The 14,938-nt window shown below is 70.3% G+C and carries 13 protein-coding genes and 1 pseudogene; 5 read left to right on the forward strand and 9 right to left on the reverse strand.

Translation table 11 applies throughout. The features are described from left to right. Window positions 1-1,868 precede the first annotated feature (1,868 nt). The 4 genes and pseudogenes from ACZ55A_RS13270 to ACZ55A_RS13285 all read right to left on the reverse strand — a co-directional run. A pseudogene (locus ACZ55A_RS13270) lies at window positions 1,869-2,843 on the reverse strand (fructose PTS transporter subunit IIA); the annotation flags it as partial. Between the two features lie 135 nt (window positions 2,844-2,978). Then, complete coding sequence (gene pfkB / locus ACZ55A_RS13275) at window positions 2,979-3,926, reverse strand: 1-phosphofructokinase (RefSeq protein WP_468838550.1); 948 nt, start codon at window positions 3,924-3,926, stop codon at window positions 2,979-2,981. After that, window positions 3,923-4,714: a DeoR/GlpR family DNA-binding transcription regulator gene (locus ACZ55A_RS13280; protein ID WP_468838552.1), complete on the reverse strand. Its 792-nt coding sequence runs from the start codon at window positions 4,712-4,714 to the stop codon at window positions 3,923-3,925. The genes pfkB and ACZ55A_RS13280 overlap by 4 nt, the downstream gene beginning before the upstream one ends. 296 nt (window positions 4,715-5,010) lie before the next feature. After that, a complete protein-coding gene (locus tag ACZ55A_RS13285) occupies window positions 5,011-6,012 on the reverse strand; it encodes a sigma-70 family RNA polymerase sigma factor (RefSeq protein WP_468838554.1) in 1,002 nt (333 codons plus the stop codon). 188 nt (window positions 6,013-6,200) lie between these two features. Between ACZ55A_RS13285 and ACZ55A_RS13290 the strand changes: the two genes are divergently transcribed. From ACZ55A_RS13290 to ACZ55A_RS13300, 3 genes are all read left to right on the forward strand, one after another. Beyond that, window positions 6,201-6,803, forward strand: a complete 603-nt coding sequence (locus tag ACZ55A_RS13290) for a GNAT family N-acetyltransferase (protein ID WP_468838556.1) — start codon at window positions 6,201-6,203, stop codon at window positions 6,801-6,803. A gap of 63 nt (window positions 6,804-6,866) precedes the next feature. Beyond that, entirely contained in the window at window positions 6,867-7,439 is a 573-nt protein-coding gene (locus tag ACZ55A_RS13295) for a hypothetical protein (RefSeq protein WP_468838558.1), read from the forward strand. A gap of 34 nt (window positions 7,440-7,473) precedes the next feature. After that, entirely contained in the window at window positions 7,474-7,887 is a 414-nt protein-coding gene (locus ACZ55A_RS13300; protein ID WP_468838560.1) for a PPOX class F420-dependent oxidoreductase, read from the forward strand. On the opposite strand, the gene ACZ55A_RS13305 is transcribed toward ACZ55A_RS13300, so the two are convergent. Further along, window positions 7,880-8,470, reverse strand: a complete 591-nt coding sequence (locus tag ACZ55A_RS13305) for a pyridoxamine 5'-phosphate oxidase family protein (protein WP_468838563.1) — start codon at window positions 8,468-8,470, stop codon at window positions 7,880-7,882. The two genes, ACZ55A_RS13300 and ACZ55A_RS13305, sit on opposite strands and share 8 nt — an antisense overlap. Before the next feature lie 120 nt (window positions 8,471-8,590). Continuing rightward, window positions 8,591-9,358: a dioxygenase family protein gene (locus ACZ55A_RS13310; RefSeq protein ID WP_468838565.1), complete on the reverse strand. Its 768-nt coding sequence runs from the start codon at window positions 9,356-9,358 to the stop codon at window positions 8,591-8,593. 165 nt (window positions 9,359-9,523) lie between these two features. Between ACZ55A_RS13310 and ACZ55A_RS13315 the strand changes: the two genes are divergently transcribed. Beyond that, window positions 9,524-10,021 (forward strand): MarR family winged helix-turn-helix transcriptional regulator, encoded by a 498-nt coding sequence (locus ACZ55A_RS13315; protein ID WP_468838567.1) that lies wholly within the window; start codon window positions 9,524-9,526, stop codon window positions 10,019-10,021. 280 nt (window positions 10,022-10,301) lie between these two features. Here ACZ55A_RS13315 and ACZ55A_RS13320 read toward each other — a convergent pair whose 3' ends face one another. Beyond that, window positions 10,302-11,828: an MFS transporter gene (locus ACZ55A_RS13320; protein WP_468838570.1), complete on the reverse strand. Its 1,527-nt coding sequence runs from the start codon at window positions 11,826-11,828 to the stop codon at window positions 10,302-10,304. Between the two features lie 176 nt (window positions 11,829-12,004). Further along, window positions 12,005-12,694, reverse strand: a complete 690-nt coding sequence (locus ACZ55A_RS13325) for a TetR/AcrR family transcriptional regulator (protein WP_468838573.1) — start codon at window positions 12,692-12,694, stop codon at window positions 12,005-12,007. A 219-nt stretch (window positions 12,695-12,913) separates the two neighbouring features. Between ACZ55A_RS13325 and ACZ55A_RS13330 the strand changes: the two genes are divergently transcribed. Continuing rightward, complete coding sequence (locus tag ACZ55A_RS13330) at window positions 12,914-14,161, forward strand: M6 family metalloprotease domain-containing protein (RefSeq protein ID WP_468838576.1); 1,248 nt, start codon at window positions 12,914-12,916, stop codon at window positions 14,159-14,161. Window positions 14,162-14,233: 72 nt separating this feature from the next. Here the strand turns inward: ACZ55A_RS13330 and ACZ55A_RS13335 are convergent, their stop codons facing one another. Next, window positions 14,234-14,881 carry a TetR family transcriptional regulator gene (locus ACZ55A_RS13335; protein ID WP_468838578.1) on the reverse strand — a complete coding sequence of 216 codons (648 nt, stop codon included), beginning with the start codon at window positions 14,879-14,881 and terminating at the stop codon, window positions 14,234-14,236. Window positions 14,882-14,938 lie beyond the last annotated feature (57 nt).

Consider the following 14,938-nt stretch of genomic DNA (forward strand, 5'->3'; position numbering starts at 1 on the left):
ATGCGTCCAGTCTGGCCTACGCGGAGGCATACACCTAGGCCGCTCCCCAAACGCGCTCGGAGCGAAATGCTGACCTTCATGGCAAGCGAACCGGGCACGAATACAGAGGCACCGGCCCGCGAGGGCTTGGCGCCGCTGGACATCACCGTCCTGCGGTGGGAGTTGAGGCGAATGCGTACCGACACGCGGACTCCGATCCATAGCCCGTACGTGCAGCCCGACCGCGTACTCATTGAGCGCACAACGGCCGGGCTAAGGCGGATTCACGATGAATGCCGCTGAACAAGCCACGGTGGCCATGCCATTGGCGAATCCTGAGCTGGAGCCCGTCGCCGTACCTGGCTGTGACGTGTGTCAGTCCTGTCATGCGGACAGGGAGCGTGCCCGCACCAAGAGGCATCACCTGACCGTTCGGAGCTGCAACGCCGTGATCGCTGGCCACCCGCATGGAAGGGAGAACCGGACGTGACAACAAAGCTGACGGACACCTTGGCAGGCACCGTCGGAGACAACGTGATGACCGTGCACGAATTGAGGCTGGTTGGTGAAACCCTCCGCCCCAAGTGTGGCGCCGGAAAGTCCAAGGACGAGACCGTCCAATGGTTGCGCGCCGTAAATTGTCGCGCCTGCCTGAAAGGTGGCTAACTCGTAAGAAAGGACCCCCGGTTACCTGTGACCGGGCGCGCTCCTCACGGAGGGCCCACAATTCCCCCGGCCCCCGTCTCCCCTTCAAGTGCTGGGAGACGCAGAGGGGAGCGCGAAGCGGTCGCCCGGGAAAATGAGGCACCCGGGCGGCCGCCAAATACGGTTGGGCAACGCGGGCACGCAGGTGCGTATGCGCCGCAACATCCTCCAGGTAGGCCTGTCACCAGCCGTTTCAGTCCTTCGTCGGCCACTCCGCCTAGACTGCCAGGATTGCTTGAGGAGGAGACCTACAATGCGCCCCACCCGCTTCCCCAGGTTCGCTGCCGACCTGATCCGGCAGTCTGCCAGTCCGATGATCAAGGACGTTTCGACGTTCGAAGACGAGCGGTTCACCATGGTTCCGTACGGAGTGGTGATCACGTTCATGACTGGCGCCACGGCCTACATTCACGCCGTCGGGGCGTCCGAGTCGAAGGATGATTTCGACCAGCCGGAGCAGATCATCGAAGGGGACACGGCCTTCGAGCCGCTGCCGTTCCCGGACGGACTGGGCGCCGGAGGAAAGATCAAGCTGTCGGATGTAGACGCGTGGCTTGCGGCCGTGCTCACCTCCGGCGGCAGCCGCGAAATCAGCGGCGTTGAAGCTTGGTCCCAGCGGGACGACGCAAAGCCAGGGCGAGCGGGAGTGACGATGCATTTCCACTCTGGGGCCCGGATCTTCGCAGCCGTCGCGCATCTCGTGGGGCCAGGGCAAAGCACGGACCGTCAGCAATGGTATTCACCAGCTCAGGAGGTCTAATGCGATTCGATCCCGGAATGTGCGAGGGGTACTGCCCCGTGTGTGGCGCCGGAGTGGGTGCTGAGCCTGGACAGTCGACCGCACAGCACCAGCGGCAGGGAAGCTTAGAGTTGTGCCCCGGCAGTGGGCAGCCCGCCGTCTGATCGACGCAAGCCCCGTTCGCAAGCCTCAGAGCGGGACTTCTGCGTAGGTTGACCAGGCACACAGAGGCCCCCACCGGCCAAGGTGGGGGCCTCAGTGCGCTTGGGGGCGCGTCGGTGGCCGGAGGAAGATCACTCAGGCAGTTCGATGCCCAAGCTGTCCGCCAGATCTCGGAGGTCTTCAACGGGGATAGCAGGCGCCTTGGCCGCTTGTTCGGCTGCCCAGCGCTCCAAAATTTCGTCCATGATGGCTCTGACCTGCCCTTTCTCCAAGTGTCTTGACACAAGTACCTGACGCCGGTCATCAGCCATTTGCGCAGCCGGGTGGCGAAGCCGTCGGCCGCGTCGGCGCCCTTGTCCATGGGGGCGGTGCGGCGTGCGGGGGCGCTCAGCTCACCGCGTGCGGCCTTCTGCCGTACCTCGGCGATGAGTTCGGCGGGACGGTTGATGCCCGCCTTCACCCCGACGTCGACGGTCGGCTTCCCGGCGAAGCGCTCCTTGTCCCGAACCTCGACGTCGTGCGCGAGGATCACCCCGTCGGCGTCCGCGACCAGCTGCGGGTCGAGCCGCTTGAACCCGGCCGAGCCCTGGGTCTCGACGAACACCTCGACACCGGCGGCCGCTCCGGCCTTCTCCAGCGACTCGGCGGCCATGTAGGTGTGCGCGATGCCGGTGGGGCAGGAGGTGATGGCGACGATACGGAAGGGGGTCGCGGACTCGGGCGCGGCGGCCTCAGGGGCGGGGGCCTCGGGTGCCGGGACGTCGCCGGGTTCCGAGGTGGGCTCCTCGGTGGCCGGCGCGGGCTCGTCCGCCGGTGCCTGGTCTCCGCGGATCAGCGCTGCCGCCCGCGCCGGTTCGGCGGCGGACCGCAGCGCTCCGGTGAAGTCCTCGTCCATCAGGTGGCGCGCGAGGGTCGACAGGATCGACAGATGGTCCGCGTCGCCGCCCGCCGGGGCCGCGATCAGGAAGATCAGGTCGGCCGGGCCGTCCGGCGCACCGAAGTCGATACCGGAGGCGCTGCGCCCGAAGGCCAGCGTCGGCTCGGTGACATGCGCGCTGCGGCAGTGCGGTATCCCGATCCCACCGTCCAGACCGGTCGGCATCTGGGCCTCGCGGGCCGCCACGTCCGCGAGGAAGCCCTCCAGGTCGGTGACGCGTCCGGCCGCGGCCATCCGCTCGGCCAGCGAGCGTGCGGCGGCGTCCTTCGTTTCTGCGGACAGGTCGAGGTCGACCAGTTCCGTGGTGATCAGCTCACTCATCGCGGGCTCCCTTGCGGGCGGTACCGCCGGGGCGGCGGCGGGGACGGAACGGGGGGTGGCAGGGGGCGGCGGGAAGCGTGGCGGTGCGGCGCACGGTCATGCGACCGGCTCCAGGCGGGGCAGGCGTGGTGGCTTTCATAGCACCGGCTCCGTCAGCTCACGGTCGAGCGGCACCTCGTCCGTGGTCAGCACCGCCGCGGGCGCCAGATCCTGCGGCGTCGGCATCAGGCTGCCCGGCAGCTGGACGGCGGCCGCGCCGTGCGCCACCGCGGCGGCCAGCGCGGTCACGCCGCTGCCGCCCGCCGCGAGGAAGCCGGCCAGCGAGGCATCGCCGGCGCCGACGTTGCTGCGGACGGCGGCGACCGGTGCGGTGCCGAAGTGGGTGCCGGTCTCGTCGACCAGCAGCTGGCCGTCCGCCCCCAGCGAGGCCAGTACGGCACGGGCGCCGCACGCCCGCAGCTCCTCGGCGGCCTTGACCGCATCGCCCAGGGTCGCCAGCGGACGGCCCACGGCCTGCGCCAGCTCCTCGGCGTTCGGCTTGACCACGTCCGGGCCCTCGCGCAGCGCCTCGGTCAGCGACGGCCCCGAGGTGTCCAGGGCGATCCGGGCGCCGGCCCGGTGGGCGCGGGCCACCAGCTCGGCGTACCACTCGGGCGTCAGACCGCGCGGCAGGCTGCCGCAGCAGGCGATCCAGGCGACGCCCGCCGAACGCTCGCCGACCTTCCGCAGCAGCGCCTCCGCCTCACCCGCGGTCAGCTCGGGCCCGGGCGCGTTGATCTTCGTGAGCGTGCCGTCGGGTTCGGCGACCGAGATGTTGGAGCGGGTCTGGCCTGCCACCGGCACCCGCGCCACCTCGATGCCCTCGGCGCCCAGCAGCCCGGCCAGCGCCTCGCCCGCGGGGCCGCCCAGCGGCAGTACGGCGAGGGTGCGGTGCCCGGCCGCGGTCAGCGCCCGCGAGACATTGACGCCCTTGCCGCCCGGGTCGATCCGGTCGGCGGTGGCCCGCAGTACGGACCCGCGGTCCAGCGCCGGGATCTCGTACGTACGGTCCAGGCTGGGGTTGGGGGTGACGGTGAGGATCATGCGCGTACCACTTCTGTGCCCGCACGCTCTAGGGCGAGGGCGTCGTCGGGGCTGAGGCCGGTGTCGGTGATGAGCAGGTCCACGTCCGAGAGTTCGCCGAAGCGGGCGAAGTGCTGCTGCCCGAACTTGGCGGAGTCGGCGAGCAGCACGACCCGGCGGGCGGCGCGGATCAGCGCCCGCTTGACGGCGGCCTCGGCGAGGTCGGGGGTGGTCAGACCGCCGTCGAGGGAGAAGCCGTTGGTCGCCAGGAACAGCACATCGGCGTTGATCTCGCGGTAGGCGCGCAGCGCCCAGTCGTCGACCGCGGCCCGGGTACGGTGCCGGATCCGGCCGCCTACGAGGTGGAGCGTGAGGCCGGGGTGGTCGGCCAGCCGCGCGGCGACCGGCAGACCATGGGTGACGACGGTGAGCTCCGCCTCCAGCGGGATCTCGGCGGCGAGCCGGGCTGCGGTGGTACCCGCGTCCAGGATGACGCTGCCGGAGCTGCCTGAGCCACCCGTGCCGCCCGCGCCGCCGGGGAGTTCGGCGAGTGCGGCCCGTGCGATGCGCTGCTTCTCGTCGGCGGCCACCGCGTCCCGCTCGGCGAGGTCCGGCTCGAAGTCCAGCCGGCCGGCCGGGATGGCGCCGCCGTGCACCCTGCGCACCAGTCCGGCCCGGTCCAGCGCCTTCAGATCGCGCCGTACGGTCTCGGCGGTGACCTGGAACTCCTCCGCGAGGGAGAGCACATCGACCCGCCCACCCTCGCGGGCGAGACGCAGGATCTCCTGCTGGCGCTCCGGTGCGTACATCTGCGTCTACGTCCGTTCCATGCCCGAACCTGTGGTTTCACCCCGAGGCTACGCCCACATTCCCGGGAAGTAAACAGATTCGGACCTCGCTCGGACTCAAACAGACATCGAGGGGAGGCACGCCCCAGACCTCCGCGCAGGGCAGAGCAGGACAGGAGAGGGCAGGCCACGGCCCCGGGGACATGGGGACGTGGGGACATACAGGAGCCCCGACGCCAGATATGGCACCGGGGCTCGTCCTACCGGGGTACGGGTGTACAGGTACGGGGCCTCACGCGGCCGCCGGTACCGGGGCCTTATGCGGCCGCGTCGAATCCCGTGTCGCGCGCCATCCGCTTCAGCTCCAGCAGCGCATGCTTCTCGATCTGCCGGATCCGCTCACGGGTCAGGCCGTGCTCCTTGCCGACCTCGGTGAGGGTGCGCTCACGGCCGTCCTCGATGCCGTAGCGCGCCTTGATGATCGAGGCGGTGCGGTGGTCGAGGCGGTCGATCAGGTCCTCCAGCTCCTCACTGCGCAGCAGCGTGAGCACCGACTGCTCGGGAGAGGCGGCGGAGGTGTCCTCCAGCAGGTCGCCGAACTGGGTGTCCCCGTCGTCGTCCACCGACATGTTGAGGCTGACCGGGTCGCGCGCCCAGTCCAGTACGTCGGTGACGCGGGCGGGCGTCGAACCCAGCTCGCCGGCGACCTCCGCGGGCTCCGGGTCGCGGCCGTTCTCACGGTTGAACTCGCGCTGCACCCGGCGGATCCGGCCGAGCTCCTCGACGAGGTGCACGGGCAGCCGGATCGTGCGCGACTGGTCGGCTATGGAGCGGGTGATGGCCTGACGGATCCACCACGTCGCATACGTCGAGAACTTGAAGCCCTTGGCGTAGTCGAACTTCTCCACGGCACGCACCAGACCGGCGTTGCCCTCCTGGATCAGGTCCAGCAGCGGCAGTCCGGCGCGCGGATAACGGCGGGCGACGGCAACCACCAGCCGAAGGTTGGAGCGGATGAAGACGTCCTTGGCCCTGGCGCTCTCTTCGGCCAGCGCCTCGAGCTCCTCGCGGCTGGCACCTGCGGCATTGCCGTCGGTCACCTCGCCGTCCAGGATCTGCTGGGCGTAGACACCCGCCTCGATGGTCTGGGACAGCTCGACCTCCCTGGCGGCGTCGAGCAGAGGCGTACGCGCGATCTCGTCGAGGTACATGCCGACCAGGTCGCGGTCGGCGATCTCCCCGCCTACGGCGCGAACACTGTGGGCCCCGTCAGAATCGCTGCTGCTTTCCTGGCGGCGGGCGACGGCACGGGTTGCCATGCGTGTGCTCCCTTTGCGATGGGTCGTTCGCGGGACGATGGGGCGGGCCGGTTGGTGCTCCTCCGGCTGCGATGCTCGCCGTGTGGCCCGTCCGAAGGAAACAACGGCTGGAATCCGGACAGAATTCCCACACGGCACCTCAATTTTTCTGATCATGCAGTACCCTGCATGGCCAGCTAGGGGGGCGCATGCCGGTAGAACACGGGGAAGTGCAGGTCAGGGCGGGCTCCGAGGGGGACCTCCAGGCCCTTACGGATCTTTACAATCACTACATCCGTGAGACGTCCCTCACCTTCGACACGGAGCCCTTCACCGCCGAGCAACGCCGCCCGTGGCTGCTTTCCCACCCCCAAGACGGCCCGCACCGTCTTCTGGTTGCCCAGGAGGCGCCGAAGCGGTCGGAAGGCCCCCACAACGGATCCGGTGCCCTGCTCGGATACGCGACCAGCAGCGCCTTCCGCCCCAAGGCGGCGTACGCCCCGTCCGTCGAGGTCACCGTCTACTGCGCCCCGCACGCCGCAGGCCGGGGCGTGGGCACCCTGCTCTACGAGGCCCTGTTCGAGGCGCTCGCCGCCGAGGACGTCCATCGCGCCTACGCCGGAATCACCCAGCCCAACGAGGCCTCCACCCGTCTCCACACCCGCTTCGGCTTCCGGCACATCGGGACGTTCACGGAGGTGGGCCGCAAGTTCGGCCGCTACTGGGACGTGGCCTGGTACCAGAAGGACCTGCGGGGCCGCGGCGCCCCGGCGCCCGAGGGGCCGGCCGGGCCCACCTCCCGCGCCCGCTGATCCAGTTGACGCCGACGGCCCCCGGGTGTCGCCTGGACAGGAAGGCAACCGAGAGGAGCCGCCATGGACCAGCACGCTCAGCGGCACGGCGCCAGGGCCGCCCGCTCCCACGGCACCGTCGAGGTCGAGCACGGTGCGACGGCCAGGGCCGGCACCCCGTCATCACCGCAGCCCTCGCGCCTGGCGGCGATGGCCGGCCGTATCCCGGCGACCGTCTCGGTGCCGGTCATCACGGCGCTCGCCTTCGGCTGCTTCACGATCTTCCGTACCCACACCGCCGGCATCAAGGGCGGCCCCGCCATGCTGTACGGGCTGGCCGGGGCCGTGGTCACCGGCGTTCTGGGCCTGATCATCGTGCACTTCCAGTCGAGCATGCTCACCGAGACCCGGGCGATCGCCTACGGTGCGCTCTTCGGCTGCGCGGTGGGCTGGAACTACAGCCTCGGCGGGGAGTCGATCCTCAAGTCGGTCGGCTTCGGTCTCGGGCTGGGCGCCGCCATGTTCGTCGCCTCACTCTACGTCTTCCGCACCCATCGCGTCCGTGAGGCGCACGGCCTGCACCGGCCGTACAAGCACCACCTCACCCGCCGGGGCCGGCGCCTGGCCGCAGCCACCCCCCGAGCCCTCGGCAGTTGACCTCAACCGCAATTGAGGTCCTAGCGTCCCCGGCATGAGTGTCTTTACGCAGAAGGAACGCGACTACCTCGCCGGACAGCAGCTGGCCCGTCTGGCCACCACCGGACCGGACGGCGGTCCGCAGGTACGCCCGGTCGGCTTCGTGCTGAACGAGGACGACACCTTCGACATCGGCGGGCCCACGCTCAGCCGCAGCCAGAAATACCGCAACGCCCAGGCCCGCCCCCAAGTCTCCCTGCTCATCGACGACATGGCACCGGACGACGACCCCGTCGCGCCCGGCTGGGGCCGCGGTGTGGAGATCCGCGGCCACGCCGAACTGCTGACCCTCGACGCGCCTCCGATGGCCCCCGAGTTCTTCAGCAACGAAGTGATCCGCATCCATCCGCACCGGATCATCAGCTGGCACCTCGAACCGGACGGCGCCCGCTCCCGCAACGTCAACTGACCGGCTCCCCCGGCTCCCCCGCCGCGCCGTCCACGATCCGCGTCGCCTCGTCCAGCCTCCGCCGGACGGTGCGCAGCGGCCGGCCCGGCAGCCAGCTCTCCACAACCAGGCAGGGCGAGTCGCTGTACGTGCGCACCACCTCCGTCAGTTCCGCGCGGAAGAGATGGAACGGCTCCGGCGGCCCGACCGCCGCCGCGTAGCGCGCCACCATTCCGGGGTCGGTCACCGCGACGGCCCGCCCGGACACCCGGACGTCGCCCCCGTCCATGCCGGTGCCCGGCCCCGGATTCGCATGCAACGAGAACCGCGGGTCGCGCCGCAGATCGAGCACCTTGCGCGAGCCCACCATCATGCCCAGCCACAGCTCGCCGTGGCTGAACTCCGCCTCCAGGCCGCTGAGCCGTGGTGCACCGTCCTTGCGGAGCGTGGCCAGCACATGGTGCCGGTACCCCGCGAACCGCTGCCGCACCCGTGCGGCGAACGCGGGCGCCGTCTCCTCGACCGCCACCCAGCCGACCGCGCTGCTCGCACGGCCGCCTGCACGGCCCCCGCCACCTGCAATCCCTGAGTCATCACTCGTCATGCCGGCCACTCTCCCTCCGATACCCGACACCTTCTGTCGGGTATCGGCGCCGCCGTGCCCGGCTGTCCCCCGGAAGTGAAGAGGCCCCGCGCCACGCCGAGTTGGCGCACGCCCTCGGCATCACCCGTATTGCACCGACCGCTTCGCCAGCCCCATCCAGAAGCCGTCGATCACGCTGCGCCCGCTGTCCAGCTGCCCCTGGGCGTCCGCCGCCCCCAGGGTCACGAACAGTGGCGCGAAGTGTTCGGTGCGCGGATGCGCCAGCCGCCCGGCCGGCGCCTTGTGCTCGAAGTCGAAGAGGGCGTCGAGGTCCTGCGCCTCCAGCGCCCGCCGGCCCCAGTCGTCGAACTCCGCCGACCAGCCGGGCGTCTCACCGTCGCGCTGCCGCAGCGCCGCCAGGTTGTGGGTGAAGAAGCCACTCCCGATGATCAGTACGCCCTCGTCGCGCAGCGGTGCCAGCCTGCGGCCGAACTCGAAGAGCCGGCGCGGGTCGAGGGTCGGCAGCGAGACCTGGAGCACCGGGACGCCGGCGTCCGGATACATCTCGACGAGCGGGACGTAGGCGCCGTGATCGAGCCCCCGCTCAGGGAGGTCCACCACGGGCGTGCCCGTCGCGCGCAGCGTCTTGCGTATCCGCTCGGCCAGCCCCGGCGCACCGGGGGCGGGGTAGCGCACCTGGTAGTAGTGCGCCGGGAATCCCCAGAAGTCGTGGACGAGGGGCACCGTCTCGGTGGCGCCGAGCGCGAGCGGGGCCTCTTCCCAGTGCGCGGAGACGATCAGCACCGCCTCCGGACGCGGCAGCCGCGCGGACCAGGCAGCCAGTTCGCCCGGCCAGGACGGGTCGTCGGCGAGCGGCGGTGCACCATGACTGAGAAAGAGAGCCGGCATAGGGGACATTGCAACTCCACGGCGTCACACTGGGCGGTAGTCGGTCCACCAAAAACATTCAGCCACCGCACAGCGCAGTACTTGAATGTTCAAGCGTTACTTCTCAGTCTAACCCGATGTTGTTAAAACTTAAATAACTCTCCTAGCGGTGAGAGAGTGGTTGGTATGAGCACCGAACCCGCAGCCGAGCCGCGCTGGCTCACCGACGAGGAGCAGTACGCCTGGCAGTGTTACCTCCACGCGACCACGCTCCTGGAGGATCACCTCGATCGTCAGCTGCAACGCGACGCCGGGATGCCGCATGTCTATTACGGCCTGCTCGTCCAGCTGTCCCAGGCACCGCGGCGCCGGATGCGCATGACCGAGCTGGCTCAGAACGCCAAGATCACCCGCTCCCGGCTCTCCCACGCGATCGCCCGCCTGGAGAAGAACGGCTGGGTGCGCCGGGAGAACTGCCCCTCCGACAAGCGGGGCCAGAACGCCCACCTCACGGACGAGGGGATGCGGGTGCTGGAGAAGGCTGCCCCCGGCCATGTCGCCGCGGTCCGCGCCGCGATCTTCGACCGCCTCTCCCCCGAGCAGGTCCGTCAACTCGCCGAAATCTGCCGAGTGATGACCGAAGGGCTGCAACCGCACGGCGCCGACCTCCCCTGGCTCCGCTGACGAACCGGCGGAACCGGGAGAGGCCGGCACCTGGCCGGGCGAGCGGCCCGGAGGGGCCGGTGCACGTATGAATGCGGTAGGAGTCCGGTAAGAGTCCGGCCGCCCCGGAGCGCGGGCCGGGGCGGCCGGAAGGTGACGGAGGGACTCCGAGGCGAGGAGGGGGCCGGAAGGCGGCGCCGGGACCGGAAGGCGATGACGGAGCCGGACGGTGGTGAGCGTCCGGCCCCTGGCGGCTCAGCCCGTCCGCCCCTGGCAGCTCAAGCCGCCCGACTCCGGCGGCTCAGTGCGCCATCACCGGCACCGGCACCTCGTCCTCCGCCCGGGCCGCGTCCGCGCCGTCCTCCGAGGAGGCCACCGGCGAACCGCCGCCCGGACGTCCGGTGTTGATGAAGGTGAAGGCGATCGCGCCGGCCAGCAGCAGGATGCCGACCGCCCACCAGATGGCGGTGGTGTAGCCGTGCACCATCGACTGGAGCTTGAGCACGCTCACCGAGCGCGCGCCGGCCGCGTGCGAGGTCGCGTACGCGGTGGTGGCGCTGGCCGCGATGGTGTTCAGCAGGGCCGTACCGATCGCGCCGCCCACCTGCTGCGAGGTGTTGACCATCGCCGAGGCGACACCGGCGTCGCGCGGCTGGACACCGTGCGTGGCCAGCGACATGGCCGGCATGAACGCCGTACCCATCCCGAGTCCCATCAGCAGGAAGCCGGGCAGGATCAGCGTCGCGTAGGACGTGTCCAGGTCGATCCGGGTCAGCACCAGCATGCCGGTCGCGGCGACCACGAAGCCGGGGGCCATCAGCAGCCGCGGCCGGACGCGGGTCATCAGCCGGGCACCGATCTGCGTCGAGCCGGTGATCATGCCGACGATCATCGGCAGGAAGGCCAGACCGGTCGTTACCGGTGTGTAGCCCTTCACGATCTGGAGGTAGTAGGTCAGGAAGAGGAACAGGCCGAACATGCCGATCACGGCGAGGCCCAGCGAGGCATAGACACCGGCGCGGTTCCGCTCGGCGACCACCCGCAGCGGCAGCAGCGGGGCCTTCACCTTGGACTCGACCAGCACGAACGCCAGCAGCAGTACGGCCGCCGCGACGAACAGACCGAGCGTCGGGCCGGCCAGCCAGCCGTCGGACTCGGCGCGGGTGAACCCGTAGACCAGCGAGACCAGGCCGAGCGTCGCCAGGATGACGCCGGGGATGTCCAGCCTGGACGGGTTACGGCTCTCCGAGGGCTCGCGGATGACCAGCAGGGCGCCGGCGGCGGCGACCACGGCGAACGGGATGTTGACGAAGAAGGTCCAGCGCCAGTTCATGTACTCGGTGAGTACGCCGCCCAGGATCAAGCCAACGGCGCCACCGCCACCCGCGATCGCACCGAAGATGCCGAACGCCTTGGCGCGCTCCTTGGCCTCGGTGAACGTCACCGCCAGCAGAGACAGCGCGGAGGGCGCCAGCAGCGCACCGAAGACACCCTGGAGACCGCGGGCCCCCAGCAGGATCCCCTCGTTGGCCGCGGCCCCGCCGAGTGCGGAGGCGACCGCGAAGCCGACCAGTCCGACGATGAAGGTCCGCTTGCGTCCCCACAGGTCGGCGATCCGGCCACCGAAGAGCAACAGGCCACCGAAGGCCAGTGCGTAGGCGGTGATCACCCACTGCCGGTTGGCGTCGGTGATCCCCAGATCCTGCTGGGCGGAGGGCAGCGCGATGTTCACGATGGTCGCGTCGAGGACGACCATCAGCTGGGCGAGGGCGATGAATATCAGCGCTTTCCAGCGCCGGGGATCGACGTATGGGGCGGTTTCAGGCATGGGGGTATCCACCTAGGGATGCGAAGACGAGCGAAGGACGGGACGTGTGAACGGGACGCGTAATCGGAACGGGTAAACGGGTCGCGTGAACGGGACGTGTGAGGCGGGCGGAAGCCCATTGGGCGGTGCAGTGGGGCGGCGTGCTGCGCGTGTGGGTGCACCACCCCGGAAGTCGGCTACGAGCGGCGCCTCAGGTCGTCCAAGGAGGCTGCGGAACCGGGCAGTTCGGAGCGGGCGGGCGCCTGCAAACCGTCCAGGAACAGTTGCAGATGCCGGTGCACGAACCGGCCGAAGTCCATACACCCTCCCCCGGACTTCGCCCGGGAGGACCCCCAGTCCGGCAGCGGCCGGGTGAGCTGGGTGAGCGCGACCATCAGATCACCGACGGCGATGTCGGTGCGCAGCTGGCCACTGTCGCGCGCGGCACCCATGACGGCCTCGACGGCCACCTCCAGGCGTTCGCGCGCCGCGAGCAGATCGGGGTGGTCACGGTCGATACCGTCGGAGAGCAGCGGGCACAGGGCCCCGATCCGTTCCTCCACGGCGTCGTGGACGAAGCGCCTCAGCGCCTGGAAAGCATCGGGCTCCTCGGCAAGAGCGCTCTCCGCACGTTCCGCGGTACGGGACATGACGGAGAGCGTGACGTGATGGATCAACTCCGGGCGATCCGCGAAGTGACGATAGAGCGTCGCATTGCCGACCCCCGCACGTCGAGCGATTTCATCGAGCGGGACCTCGGCCCCGAACTCGACCACCGTCTCGCGGGCGGCCGCGATGATCCGCTCGCGGTTGCGCAGGGCATCGGCCCGCAGACGGTGCGGCTGCCCCGGCTTCCCGGACTTCGCACGGCCGGCGACGGCACTCACTCGACTCACTCCCCTCGACTACATGGCCTGGACGGACGGTCCCTCCGACGAACCGGGGACCCACTCCCCGTTTCATCCGGACACCCAGCTAAACGGGGAAACCCTCCCCGGATATTTCCCGCCCCCGCTGTGACCTGCACCACAGCCCGGGTGGCCGGATGACTCCAGTCGATGTAACCCCGCGCGCGAGGCGGCATCCGGCGTCCCAAGGTGAGCGATATGAGGCTCAAGGTATCCGCGGCACTGGCCGCAGGCGCGGCCACCGCGGCCGCGGCCATAGGGCTGGGTTCACCCCCCAGCGCGGTGGCCATACCGCCGGGGCCGGGCGCCCCGCCCAGCGGCCCGTGCGCACTGCACGGCATCACCAACGACGTCGCCGAATCCGCCGACACCCCCGCCGGCTTCGCCCGCTCCTCCGGCGTCGTACGGGCCCTGACCCTGTTCGTCGACTTCCCGGACGCCCCGGCCACGGTGCCGCCGGGCGTCCGCTTCGCCGAGTTCTTCCCGGCCGCGACGGACTACTTCCGGATCAGCTCGTACGGCAGGCTGAGCTATCTGCCCATACCGCTGCTCCGGTGGATCCGCATGTCCCGGCCGCTCGCGGCGTACGGCATCCAGCGCGGCGCCAACTTCGACCCCGCCTCGGGCAGCGGCTATCACGCCCTCTCTCAGGAGCTCGTACGAGCCGTCGACCCGATCGTCGACTTCCGCGCTTACGACGTCATCAACGTCATCGCCGCGCCCAACGCCGGCCCGCCCGCGACGCGTACGGTCCTCTCGGTCACCTTCAGCGGTGGTGACATGGGGCTGAAGACCGCCGACGGGGTGCCGTTCCGGAATGCGTCCTTCATCTGGAGCCGGCAAACCGGGCTGAGCGCGTTCCGCGTCCTCAACCACGAGAACGCCCACAGCTTCGGCCTGCCCGACCTCTACTACACCGACGACCGTCACGCCCCGCCCCCCGTGGGCCACTGGGACCCGATGGACGAGGACTGGGGACCGAACAACGACTTCGTCGGCTGGCACAAGTGGAAGCTCGGCTGGCTCTCCGCCGAGCAGGTGCACTGCGCGCCGCGCAGCGGTACACCCGGCGAACACACCCTCACGCCGGTCTCGACCCCCGGCGGCACCAAGATCGTCGTCATTCCGACCTCGCCGCACACCGCGCTGGTCGCCGAGGCCCGCGCCCGCGGACTGCTCGACCCCGCGGTCTGCCGGCCCGGCATCCTGATCTACCGCGTCGCCACCGACGTCCCCTCCGGCCGCGGCCCGCTCCGCATCGTGGACGCCACCCCGCGCAGCGGCGGCTGCTACCGGGCCAGCAAGTACGTCGACCCGGAACTGACCGACGCCACCTTCCGCCCCGGCGAGTCCTACACCGACGACGCCAGCGGCGCCTCGGTCTCCGTCCTGACGGAAAACCCGGACGGCACATACCGCGTACGCGTCACCCCGACCCGATCCTGACCCCGCCGAACGATCCGCTACCTATCGAGCCCCACAGGCACAGGCACACCACGGTCCCTACCCCCGGCCCCCTCATTCCCCCTGCTCGCCCTCCTCCCGCCAGTGCCGCCGCCCGATGCTGATCAGCCGCAGCTGCCGGCGCGCCACCCGCACCACCTGCTCGGCCGCGCCCGGCGCCCCGTCCTCCTCGGCGTCGAGCAGCGCCGCGGCCGTCGTCACCAGCCGGTCCACATAGAGCTCCGCCAGCATCCGTACGTCGTCATCGCCCCACCCCTCCGACACCGGCTGGGACTTGAGCGCCGCCGCGACCTCTTCCGCGAACCGGTCCAGCTCGCCCGAGATGGCCTGCCGTACGGCCCGTACGCCGCCGTGCCGCTCCCGCGCGACGAACCGGATGTGCAGCGGATGCAGCCGCACATGCTGCTCCACGACCGCGACCGTACGGTCGATCCGCTCCTCGGCCGCATCCTGCTCGGCAAGGATCGCCCGCACCATCACATGCAGACTCCCCAGCGCCTCCTCGACCAGCGCGACGCCCAGCTCGCCCATGTCGCGGAAGTGCCGGTAGAACGCGGTCGGGGCGATCCCCACCACCCGCGTCACCTCCCGCAAACCCAGGCTGCTCAGGCTCTGCTCCTCCAGCAGGCCGAGCGCGGCGTCGAGCAGCGCCTGACGGGTCTTCTGCTTCTGGGCCTGACGGACTCCAAGGGTGTGACTCATGTCTCCCAGTAAACAACCGTTCTCCGAACTTCTCCACCCGTGGGGAGTCGTATGCTG

The organism is Streptomyces sp. NPDC034111, assembly GCF_055575375.1.

Coding starts and splice junctions, on each gene's coding strand:
- pfkB (WP_468838550.1), bottom strand. CDS start 3,926: ATGATCCTCACCGTCACCCCCAACCCCAGCCTGGACCGTACGTACGAG.
- ACZ55A_RS13280 (WP_468838552.1), bottom strand. CDS start 4,714: ATGTACGCACCGGAGCGCCAGCAGGAGATCCTGCGTCTCGCCCGCGAG.
- ACZ55A_RS13285 (WP_468838554.1), bottom strand. CDS start 6,012: ATGGCAACCCGTGCCGTCGCCCGCCGCCAGGAAAGCAGCAGCGATTCT.
- ACZ55A_RS13290 (WP_468838556.1), top strand. CDS start 6,201: ATGCCGGTAGAACACGGGGAAGTGCAGGTCAGGGCGGGCTCCGAGGGG.
- ACZ55A_RS13295 (WP_468838558.1), top strand. CDS start 6,867: ATGGACCAGCACGCTCAGCGGCACGGCGCCAGGGCCGCCCGCTCCCAC.
- ACZ55A_RS13300 (WP_468838560.1), top strand. CDS start 7,474: ATGAGTGTCTTTACGCAGAAGGAACGCGACTACCTCGCCGGACAGCAG.
- ACZ55A_RS13305 (WP_468838563.1), bottom strand. CDS start 8,470: ATGACGAGTGATGACTCAGGGATTGCAGGTGGCGGGGGCCGTGCAGGC.
- ACZ55A_RS13310 (WP_468838565.1), bottom strand. CDS start 9,358: ATGCCGGCTCTCTTTCTCAGTCATGGTGCACCGCCGCTCGCCGACGAC.
- ACZ55A_RS13315 (WP_468838567.1), top strand. CDS start 9,524: ATGAGCACCGAACCCGCAGCCGAGCCGCGCTGGCTCACCGACGAGGAG.
- ACZ55A_RS13320 (WP_468838570.1), bottom strand. CDS start 11,828: ATGCCTGAAACCGCCCCATACGTCGATCCCCGGCGCTGGAAAGCGCTG.
- ACZ55A_RS13330 (WP_468838576.1), top strand. CDS start 12,914: ATGAGGCTCAAGGTATCCGCGGCACTGGCCGCAGGCGCGGCCACCGCG.
- ACZ55A_RS13335 (WP_468838578.1), bottom strand. CDS start 14,881: ATGAGTCACACCCTTGGAGTCCGTCAGGCCCAGAAGCAGAAGACCCGT.